This window comes from Vreelandella glaciei (assembly GCF_013415125.1).
Taxonomy (GTDB): Bacteria; Pseudomonadota; Gammaproteobacteria; order Pseudomonadales; family Halomonadaceae; genus Vreelandella; species Vreelandella glaciei.
In genome coordinates, this window is record NZ_JACCDE010000062.1 from 1 (window position 1) to 8,978 (window position 8,978).

12 protein-coding genes and 1 pseudogene are annotated in these 8,978 nt (G+C 46.4%); 4 read left to right on the top strand and 9 right to left on the bottom strand.

What is annotated here, in order from left to right:
- Positions 1-552: 552 nt before the first annotated feature.
- A complete protein-coding gene (locus HZS80_RS22835) occupies positions 553-1,272 on the bottom strand; it encodes an Abi family protein (protein ID WP_179917414.1) in 720 nt (239 codons plus the stop codon).
- Entirely contained in the window at positions 1,265-1,675 is a 411-nt protein-coding gene (locus HZS80_RS22840) for a helix-turn-helix domain-containing protein (protein WP_009725059.1), read from the bottom strand. The genes HZS80_RS22835 and HZS80_RS22840 overlap by 8 nt, the downstream gene beginning before the upstream one ends.
- A gap of 403 nt (positions 1,676-2,078) precedes the next feature.
- On the opposite strand from HZS80_RS22840, the gene relB reads away from it, so the two are divergent.
- Entirely contained in the window at positions 2,079-2,303 is a 225-nt protein-coding gene (gene relB / locus HZS80_RS22845) for a type II toxin-antitoxin system RelB family antitoxin (RefSeq protein WP_179917415.1), read from the top strand.
- Positions 2,287-2,553 carry a type II toxin-antitoxin system RelE family toxin gene (locus tag HZS80_RS22850; protein ID WP_179917416.1) on the top strand — a complete coding sequence of 89 codons (267 nt, stop codon included), beginning with the start codon at positions 2,287-2,289 and terminating at the stop codon, positions 2,551-2,553. Before relB ends, HZS80_RS22850 begins: the two co-directional genes overlap by 17 nt.
- Positions 2,554-2,634: 81 nt before the next feature.
- Here HZS80_RS22850 and HZS80_RS22855 read toward each other — a convergent pair whose 3' ends face one another.
- The 4 genes from HZS80_RS22855 to HZS80_RS22875 form a co-directional block, all read right to left on the bottom strand.
- Positions 2,635-3,444 carry a hypothetical protein gene (locus tag HZS80_RS22855; protein ID WP_179917417.1) on the bottom strand — a complete coding sequence of 270 codons (810 nt, stop codon included), beginning with the start codon at positions 3,442-3,444 and terminating at the stop codon, positions 2,635-2,637.
- A 56-nt stretch (positions 3,445-3,500) separates the two neighbouring features.
- Positions 3,501-3,860: a hypothetical protein gene (locus tag HZS80_RS22860; RefSeq protein ID WP_179917418.1), complete on the bottom strand. Its 360-nt coding sequence runs from the start codon at positions 3,858-3,860 to the stop codon at positions 3,501-3,503.
- Positions 3,857-4,366: a hypothetical protein gene (locus tag HZS80_RS22865; RefSeq protein WP_179917419.1), complete on the bottom strand. Its 510-nt coding sequence runs from the start codon at positions 4,364-4,366 to the stop codon at positions 3,857-3,859. Before HZS80_RS22865 ends, HZS80_RS22860 begins: the two co-directional genes overlap by 4 nt.
- 593 nt (positions 4,367-4,959) lie before the next feature.
- Positions 4,960-5,487, bottom strand: coding sequence for a hypothetical protein (locus HZS80_RS22875; protein ID WP_179917421.1), 528 nt, complete (start codon positions 5,485-5,487; stop codon positions 4,960-4,962).
- Positions 5,488-5,929: 442 nt separating this feature from the next.
- Here HZS80_RS22875 and HZS80_RS22880 point away from each other — a divergent pair, with 442 nt between their 5' ends.
- Together HZS80_RS22880 and HZS80_RS22885 are read left to right on the top strand one after the other, a co-directional pair.
- Positions 5,930-6,157 carry a hypothetical protein gene (locus HZS80_RS22880; RefSeq protein WP_179917422.1) on the top strand — a complete coding sequence of 76 codons (228 nt, stop codon included), beginning with the start codon at positions 5,930-5,932 and terminating at the stop codon, positions 6,155-6,157.
- On the top strand, positions 6,157-6,417 hold the full coding sequence (locus HZS80_RS22885; protein ID WP_179917423.1) for a hypothetical protein: 261 nt from the start codon (positions 6,157-6,159) through the stop codon (positions 6,415-6,417). Before HZS80_RS22880 ends, HZS80_RS22885 begins: the two co-directional genes overlap by 1 nt.
- Before the next feature lie 12 nt (positions 6,418-6,429).
- Here HZS80_RS22885 and HZS80_RS22890 read toward each other — a convergent pair whose 3' ends face one another.
- The 3 genes and pseudogenes from HZS80_RS22890 to HZS80_RS22895 form a co-directional block, all read right to left on the bottom strand.
- Complete coding sequence (locus tag HZS80_RS22890; RefSeq protein WP_179917424.1) at positions 6,430-6,735, bottom strand: hypothetical protein; 306 nt, start codon at positions 6,733-6,735, stop codon at positions 6,430-6,432.
- Between the two features lie 18 nt (positions 6,736-6,753).
- Positions 6,754-6,858 (bottom strand): annotated as a pseudogene (locus HZS80_RS24215) (helix-turn-helix domain-containing protein); the annotation flags it as partial.
- 111 nt (positions 6,859-6,969) lie between these two features.
- Positions 6,970-7,842, bottom strand: coding sequence for a replication initiation protein (locus tag HZS80_RS22895; RefSeq protein ID WP_179917425.1), 873 nt, complete (start codon positions 7,840-7,842; stop codon positions 6,970-6,972).
- Positions 7,843-8,978: the final 1,136 nt, after the last annotated feature.

Sequence of the window (8,978 nt, forward strand, 5' to 3'; positions counted from 1 at the left end):
ATTCAGCTTCCCACAAGCCGATGGGTTGCTTAGGGGTCGAAATTTAACTTCCAGCAGGCTGATGGGTCGCCTAGGGGTCGCTGAGGGGTTGAACTTATCAGAACGATATTAGAGCTGTGTTTTTACTCTTTATGTACTTGAAATGTACTATCGATGTACCCCGTTTGTACCTCATTTGTACTTTATTTGTACTTTTCCCACCAGCTACCGCTGGTAGGTGAATTTTGGACGCTCTAAGGGCCATTTTTGGCCCTTAAATGGGCTATACACCATACGCACCTTCAAGGTGCTCTGTAAGCCGCGCAGTTACAGGGTTTTAAGAAAATATGTGAATATTTTTCGTAGCATCAAGTGGCTACAGAGAGATGGATAAAGCCCATGGAATAGGGCTTTCAGGAGCTACAGGTAATGCTACAGATAATAAAACCTATCCAGGTCGGGCTTCAGTGATTTCAGGAAAAGGTTCAGTATCGCCAAGACTGCTTTCAAAAATCCTGTATTTGATTCAAAGACACAAGGCTACATCGCCCTGAAAAGCCAGGGAGTGATGATCTATTTGTGGTGACGATACTGATCACAGCAAGCTTTAAATTTGTTTTTAAAATCTAATTCATTTTCCATATAGATCTTCTTTTCAGGAGAAATCCAACCAATGGCATCGAATATTATTTGATACTCCCTTTCTAGGCGACTGATGGCTCCCCTAAAATCTTTAACTGGGCGTGAGTTTTTCCATACAGGCTCATGATGATAAAGCCTATTTCTGATTTTAATAATCTTTTTAAAATTACTAAATAACTCACCTATTGTTTTTCCATGATTTCCTGGGAAAATATTGCCAGCCTCATATTGCCAAAAGCTATACGGATAATTAGGGGTACGGTGTTTTACGTCTAACATGTAAACCCAAAAACCAAAGCTTAAATTAGCGACTAAGTCATCGTCTGAGTAATGGCTTCCAGATCTATCTTCAGTTTTTTGTTTTGCAGAGTTAAGCATCAACACCGATGTATGTGTATGGTGAACGTTATTGTACCATTTTTTACCAGGATATCGCTTATTAAAACGCTTAGTTAAGGCATCGTGAATAGCGTTTCTTAAACTAATCTCTAGTATTTGCAACGGTACAAAAAAATGGGAAGAAATTTCTTGTATATAAAAGTAGGCAAGTATTAGCTCTTCACTGTTTTCAGGAAAGCCAATATCTGTGTACGTTTTTATTCTTGGAATAGATATTTTCTCTATAATTATCTTAGCTTCTTCTTCAGTCATCTTTATCGCCTTGTTTTTCTTTCATTTTTTCTTTAACTATTGGAGCTAGCCTTTCTATTTGAAAAGACAATGGCTTTAAATCATAAATGTTTCTTCCTTTGTATTTTCCTTTCCTTTTAGTGTGGCTTACATTTATAAGGCCAAGCTCAACCAAGTTATCTAATGTTCTTTGAACAGTTCTCTTTGACACCCCCATTCTTTTGGCAATCCCATCTTGGGAGGGGTAAATCTTACCATCAGCATCCCACCAATGAATTAGAAGGTTGAAAATTACATTTAAATCTGTAGACGACAATTGAAGTTGGCTTTGCAAGAAAATGAGGGCAGTTGGAAAAGCCGTCCAGCCCATACATAGGCCATCTTTCCCCCACTTGCTCTCTAAAGCCTTTTCCTCATCAATCATCTTTATCACCTTTTAAAAAAATTTACTGTCACATGGATATCTGCTACGCTGCGCTGAAAATCTACGATTTTCAGCGCAGCGTAGCAGATATCCAGTGTTATTTATATACATATAGTGTGACATTCATGACATCTTTCAACAATATGTATTTAGGTCTAAATTGCCCCTCAACAGACGTAGGTATCCGTACCTACATTCTGACTCTCTAAGGGACAGCAACCTTTCTAATTGATAGGTTTGCTGATTCCGAGACAAGGGCCTGCTCTCCTATGGAGACAGGCCCTTTTCTTTTTGGGGAATTTAAAAACTCAAGATAAAAAGGAAAATCATGAATTATGGCTGGCTGAACGATGCTGTCAGCACTATGATATACATGTATATCATAGTTTGAGAGAGACACATCATGTTGGCAATTCGACTGCCTAGCGATATTGAGGAGCGTCTTGAGGCATTGGCCAAGGCTACCGGACGCACCAAGACCTACTATGCTCGTGAGGCTATTCTTGAGCATCTTGAAGACCTAGAGGATATCTATCTAGCCGAACAGGCCCTCGAACGTTTGCGCCGTGGTGAAGAAACCACGCACTCTTTGGATGAAGTGGAGCGGAATCTTGGCCTGGCAAATTGAGTTGACGGGGGCTGCTCAAAAGCAGCTGAAAAAGATCGGCCATGCGGAAGCTAAGCGTATCCGCGATTATCTACGTGAGCGTATCCAGCCTCTGGATGATCCTCGACAACTAGGTAAGCCGCTACAAGGGCAGTTGGGCGAGCTATGGCGCTATCGTGTCGGTGATTACCGTTTAGTGGCTCAAATAGAAGATGAGCGCGTGTGCGTGCTTGTGGTAAGAGTGGGCCATCGACGCGATATTTATCGCTGATTGTTTTTTCTATTACTGTCGGGTTTCCAACTAAAACCGGACGTCTACGACGTTCAGAAATAAGCGCTTTTGACTCGACGCCTACAGTCGCATGGGGGTGGCTTTCAAGCACGCCTTGCAAGCTTCGAAGCCCAACGATATTAGAAAGCTCTCCTGTTGAGATCGGTCATAACATTTCCTGTAATACTGACGGAGCATGGATTTCAATTCACGTTTGTAGAAGTTATGCCATTTTCTGTCCAGGTCACTTGTCCATGGGCGGTCAATCACGCGTTTTGGCGCAAAGGTCAGATTTCTGACTTCAGGATGTTCTTCTTGAAATGCCTTAGCCTCGCTAAGGTGAGATTGCAGTTCCTGTTCCATGGCTTCTAGGGTAAGCAGGCTGAATTCGCTCTGGCCGGAATTAATGTACTCAATCCTTTGCGGTCTGTTCTTGAGCAAGAACTGGGCTTCTAATGAGTTCAGGAATTTTTCCTGATCGCCCTGCAGCAGGTGTTTGTTTGCCTCTGCAAATACTCGGAATTTTTCGATCTCGTCGGGGCCTTTGGCTTCGATTTCCGGCGGGATGGTGAAATTTAAGTAGTTCGACTTCAGGTAGACGCAGGAACTATCGAAGTGATATTTCAGCGGCCCATTGCTTTTGAACAGATGCCTGCCATCGTTTCGTTGTGCCTTCTTACCTGAGATACGGAATTGTTCAACTCCGGACGCCGCCAGCAGCTCAGCATACAATCCCTTCAACTCCATCGTTGAAAGTATCCAGGCCAAGTCTTCTTTATATATTTCCTTCCTGACGCGCTCATCCACCTGTTGGATCGATGCGAAGTAGAGCTGTTTCAATGCATTCATGCTGCTATTGGTCAGGTAAACTTGTGCCTCTTTGACTTCCATGCTCCCTCCTTAAACCTGCCAACCCATTGCGCTATGCCTGTGGCTGAACGGTGGGTTTACAACATTGGACGCTTATCTTTCAGCCCGGTTTGTACAGTGATCACATCCGCCTTTTCCAGCAGCTCCAACGCGGATCCAGGTTGAAGCATGCCATCCTGTTTGAGTGCCTGTTCTGCGGCCTCCATAATCGAATCGGCATACTCGAAGGAGGCCGCCGCATAGGTTTGCAGATGCGATGAGAGGGCTTCGGAGACAAGTCCGGTGGCACTTTTTCCGGACAGTTCAGCCACTAGGTCCAACATGGAAGAGACTTTTTCGCCGGGACGTACATTGACCATAGTGTGTTGTTCTGCCCGTGCTTCCATCTGAGCTTCATCAATAGCCTGGATGACGGTCGAAAGAATACCGATGCTCATTTTTTCACTCCTGCCAGCTTTTCTTTGATTCCAATGAATGTATCGCTGTTATAGGCATCTTCAGGCACGCCGGGCTCCGGCATCATTTCATACGGCACGTTGAACGCCAGGATATTCTCCAACAAGTCCTGGCACTCAGAACCGATGGCATCGACTACCCAGGGTCGGGACAAAGCGTCGTAAGTAGCGCACTCATCTGCGGTTTTGGCCAGCAACGCCCGCGCGTCTCGATCAGGAATGCTCATCAACTCATCGTGCAACACGTCATGTAGGAGCTTATTAATCAGCACTGAACGTGGTACTCCCTCGTGCTCTGCCAAGGCATCGAGCAGATACAGGTCGTGTTGTTTGATACGCACATTGTATTTGCGCTCGTTTTTTACACGTTGAAGTGACTCGTGGTTAGCCGTGTCGGCAAAAGCGTCAGGGTGTATCTCTAGGGTGTACTCACCATCGAGGATCGACCCTCTGCTTACCGAAAAGCTTCTGGCGTTTTCAGAACTCATGAATATGTTCTCTTCGTATTGGAATAGACGGTGATCAGGGTCTCGCCCTCAATGACAAGCGATGCTCCTCCGCGCCGTGCAAGCCGCTCGAGCATTTTTAGTTCTTCACGTTTCTGTTGAAGTAAGGGAGTAATGGCACGCTTTGGGAGTACAAGTCTGTCCCCGCGGGCGTTCCAGTCACCAAAGGTGATAATCGCCCCAATCATGGCTTCTGAAATACCACGTTGCCTCATTCGATCTTGCAGGTGCGCAGTGTGCATGTCGTCATCACTCGTGTTGTGTTGATGACTGATAGATTAGCCAATAAAAGGCTTTTTTAAAAGCCATATTTTGGCTTTTTTTGTAAAATAAGAACTTTAACCTTGGAGAAGTTATTCAAAGATCCGCTTTTGGCCGATATCAGCCAATGCTGACCGGCTGAAAAGGGTCTATTACTGCCGTTTAATCGAGTAAAATTTTCGCTTAACTCTGAATATAAAAAAAATCAAGATAATGGCAATAATCTTGAATTTCGGGCAATATGTGTGATTTTTTCACGCTTTATGGTCAGTAGCGATCCGCATGCCGTACGGATTTCAATTTAAAGGTTGTGGCTAGCTACGCTTACCAAGGCCAGGTGCTCCACCCTGAACTGTACGCACACTTCCACTACTGCAATTGGAGCGGCCTCGTGCACTGCTTCCTGCTAGAGGGCCGTATTTTTCACGATGGGCAGCTGCCCTAGCAGCGTCTCTCTTAGCCTGTTCTTTTGAACGAAGCTTTTGTTGTTTTCTAGCCTCAATGGCTTCCTTAAAGGCCTGGTCAAACAGTGCTTTTTCCTTCTGGTTCAGCGGCATTCTCACCTTCTGCCATTGCTCGGTCTCGAGAACAAGTGCTGACGACCTGAGATGCTTTCTAACCTTCTTCAACAGATTCTCCAGGTAAAGAATTAGCTTTTCTTCGCCTGTTCCTTTGCTTTCCATTTTCTTTAGGCGAGGCACCAGATGGACAAGCTGTCTTTCCAACTTAATGGAGAGCCTCACGTCTTTAGGCAGCTTCCTCTTGGGGTTACGTACCCAGCCTCGAACCCCTTTCGGGGTGAGTAAAGCCAAGCTATCAAGCTGTTCGTGAGGGATATCCAATAGAACCTCCTATCTAGTTGTTAGATAACAATACTCAAACAAAAGGCTCATTGTGAAGCGGTTGTTCATCCAGGCTTGCTGCCAGTCAAGCTGAGCAGAAGGCGAATAATCTTGAGTTTTTGTCTATAAGCGTGAATAAATCACGCTATTTGCCCTGAAAAATACTTCGCTCTGGTAACTCAAGTTATGTCGGCTGCCCCTTGATAGCTGTCACCGTAGGCACCCTTGAGCAAGGACGCTTTGACAGGAAACCGAGCACGGAATGCTCGATGACACCAGGGAGGCATGAACAGGACGTTCATGGGTGTTGGCAAGGAACGCAGTGCTAGAGAGTACCCGGCCCAGGCGGCCGGGCTTTTCTTTGTCTGGACTAAAATAAGCGTGATTTATTCACGCTTATAGTCTATATTTGTAGACATCAATCCGACCTGGGTGCCTGGCTATGGCTCTGCGCAAAATCAGCGACCTCAAGCCCGCGTTTAGCGGCGATAACGTCACCGAATGGCAGTCCCCCGCCGGGACGCGGTACCGCTATGAGCGTGATCGGTGTGCCGTGGGCCAGGAAATGGGCCCCGGTACGGAAACGTATGATTGGCACGTACTGGCTAAAAATGACCTTACCCATGCCAAACGGAAGGTGTTTGAGCTGATCAACCTGGATGAATTTTAATGTCCCGCCCGAGAGCCCTACAGGCCGCCGAGGCGCCGCTGTGGTTGGCAGTTCTGCTGGACTACTCGTTTAGCGATAAAAACGCTCAGAAGGCTGCACGACTCGATCTATTAGGTATCGCACACGATGCCACCGCCTATCCTAATGACATACCTAATTGGCGATTGGCAGAACTGCTGCTGCGTTGGGCAGAGCAGTACGTGCCGGGTGAGGATTGGAAGAGACTGCAAGCACGAGTTAGGAAGAGGCGAAGCCAATAGGCATGTGTTGTGTTAACGCTTTCCATTTTTATCGGCGGCTTGATTTTCAAACATAGAGCGAGCTAATGACCGCAACCCATGAGGATCGTCATCGGTTGCGGCTTTCTGTGGGAGCGATGACGGTTTAGTTGAGAGAGGTGGCGGGGGCAGTTGGCGTAGCTGAGCGACTTCTTCTCGGAGTGATACCAGCTCTTGGTGCATGGCTTGCAACGCTCGCAACATAGCTGGTTGCAAATCCTCTTTTGCTGCGGTTGCAGTTGGTTGCATTTCAGGCGGTAGTTGCTTTGGCTCACCGTAGCAACGCACCAGTTCAGCCATATCTACTACACGAGTGCTATCACCTCTAAACCCGCACGATAAGCGGCCTGATTCTATGTGGCGATGGACGGTGCTACGGTGTTTTCCGTAGAGCTTTGCGACTTGGGGAATAGTTAGTTGCATGAATGTCTAATCGGTTGCGTATTCTGGTTGCATGTTAGCTCTAATCTCAAGTGATCGTTAACTATGGACGTCAATAGATAAAGCTCAGCTTTTCGATAAAGCAATACAGAGCTAGCCCTTAGATTGTTGCTTAGCTTCGCTCAGCAACCGCAACGCGGTATCTTCATAACCCTCGCCAGGGCGTGCTTTGCTCTCGATAACGGTGCGAGGAATCCCATAGAGCGCCTCTGAGCTGTTTTGAGAGACCTCCCCTGCTTTGCCCTTAGTTTTTGCTTGGCGGGCCTTAGGAGGGATAGTTTTAGCTTTTTCACCAAAGGTAAAAGTTAGATGAGACACCCGCCGCCCCGTCTTCCGTTGACTCCATTTGCACCATAGGGGGCTGTACTCGTTGACTTGCTTAACGGCTGGTTCAATCACCCATCGTTTAAAGTCACGAATATTGGAGTAACGGTTCTCAAGCTGGAATGCTTCACGTAACCACTCGATAGAAACTGATCGCTCCCCTGCACCTCGCCATTGAGCTAGCAGCTCATAGAGGCGAACCGCGTGAGCACTGGTCATTTTGGCAATGTCTGCCAGGGCGTAACGAGTGAATTGTTCGGTTAGCTGCGACAAATACGGCACCATGTCGGTACCAAAGCGTAGTGAGACAGCCCCACCTCCTTCGTCATATTCGATTGTTTGCACCCAGCGAGTAAGGCGCACCTTGACCTTGCCGTCCCCATTGGGAGAGGCGTGTAGAGAAACACGGCGTTCAAATAAACGCTCAGATGCGGCCTTAAGATTTTGGTAAGCGGTTCCGATCTGGGTGCCACTCATATCAGCAATTTCCTGGGCGCTAACACGGTAGAGTTTCTGGTCAGTCAAGGGTTCATCCCTACGCACCTTAGAAATACATGCCAGAATGACGCGTTGCTCATAAATACTGAGACGATAAGACGCTTCGACCAGTGCATTGGCTTTATATATCTGGGCATCGTGCATATGGGTGTCTACCCTATAGTGTGAGTCATTTATTTAGCTCACACTTAACCATCAATCCCTCCACCTTACAACCATCAATCCCTCCTCTTTTAACCATCAATCCCTCCTCTTTTAACCATCAATCCCTCCTCTTTTAACGATATTAATACTTAAAATTCAGGAGCTTACAGCTCTTAAAAGGTAAAAGGTAAAAGTACAGAAAAGAGCGCCATGCGCTCACCTACCCTTCGCTTCGCTCGCCCAGCCCTCCGGGCTGCCTACTAATGACGCGCCAAAGGCGCACTAAAAGCGGCTTTCGAGGTGCTTCGCACCTGCGCCGCTGGTGGGCGGTCTACGACCGCGAAAGCACGAATAAACCCGATGGAAACCTCGTTAATCAAAAAGGTAATGAGTCGGGTAATGTTTTTAGTACGCTCAAACTTTTAAGAACCAGCAGGCGCCCTGCATGGCTGTTACCGCTCGCAAGCTCGCTACATGGGGGCAAGCCCCCATACCCCTTACTTATGCCCGTAGGGCATGCCAAACACGGGTTTAGGTGGTAGACCTTACTTCCTGATAAACAGCGCCGAAGGCGCAATCTTGCTATTATTTTATTTATTTGACCTTTTTTTATAATCGCTAAAATGCTTGTGGTATTACAAGAGAACACTATTTTACCGAGAATTAGAGGTGCACAGATGTTCTACCAATATTTACTTCTATCTACCCCTGTAATGATGGGTATTGCATTAACAATATATGTGAAAAAAATGCTTAGGGATGAAGAAAAGAAAAGAGTAACTAATATTGAAAAAGACGTTAACGATTAACGTCTTTTTGGGTTTATCAACCAAGGCGGAAACAGTTTTATGCTTGGTTGTAAGGAGTTGCGTTAGCAACTGGAATCCAAAGGGTTACCCTTTGGCACAACGGATTATATAAATGAGCGTAGCAAAATTTGTATACATCCGTAACGTGCCTGTATTTATTTCTATTTTTAATCTATGGGTCGCTTAGGGGCCGGTTTGGGGTTGAAATTCAGCTTCCCACAAGCCGATGGGTTGCTTAGGGGTCGAAATTTAACTTCCAGCAGGCTGATGGGTCGCCTAGGGGTCGCTGAGGGGTTGAACTTATCAGAACGATATTAGAGCTGTGTT

Excerpts from the sequence above, each read along its gene's own strand:
- HZS80_RS22865 (WP_179917419.1), bottom strand. The coding sequence starts at position 4,366 with ATGAGTTCTGAAAACGCCAGAAGCTTTTCGGTAAGCAGAGGGTCGATC.
- HZS80_RS22885 (WP_179917423.1), top strand. The coding sequence starts at position 6,157 with ATGTCCCGCCCGAGAGCCCTACAGGCCGCCGAGGCGCCGCTGTGGTTG.
- relB (WP_179917415.1), top strand. The coding sequence starts at position 2,079 with ATGTTGGCAATTCGACTGCCTAGCGATATTGAGGAGCGTCTTGAGGCA.
- HZS80_RS22855 (WP_179917417.1), bottom strand. The coding sequence starts at position 3,444 with ATGGAAGTCAAAGAGGCACAAGTTTACCTGACCAATAGCAGCATGAAT.
- HZS80_RS22840 (WP_009725059.1), bottom strand. The coding sequence starts at position 1,675 with ATGATTGATGAGGAAAAGGCTTTAGAGAGCAAGTGGGGGAAAGATGGC.
- HZS80_RS22895 (WP_179917425.1), bottom strand. The coding sequence starts at position 7,842 with ATGCACGATGCCCAGATATATAAAGCCAATGCACTGGTCGAAGCGTCT.
- HZS80_RS22835 (WP_179917414.1), bottom strand. The coding sequence starts at position 1,272 with ATGACTGAAGAAGAAGCTAAGATAATTATAGAGAAAATATCTATTCCA.
- HZS80_RS22890 (WP_179917424.1), bottom strand. The coding sequence starts at position 6,735 with ATGGCTGAACTGGTGCGTTGCTACGGTGAGCCAAAGCAACTACCGCCT.
- HZS80_RS22880 (WP_179917422.1), top strand. The coding sequence starts at position 5,930 with ATGGCTCTGCGCAAAATCAGCGACCTCAAGCCCGCGTTTAGCGGCGAT.
- HZS80_RS22860 (WP_179917418.1), bottom strand. The coding sequence starts at position 3,860 with ATGAGCATCGGTATTCTTTCGACCGTCATCCAGGCTATTGATGAAGCT.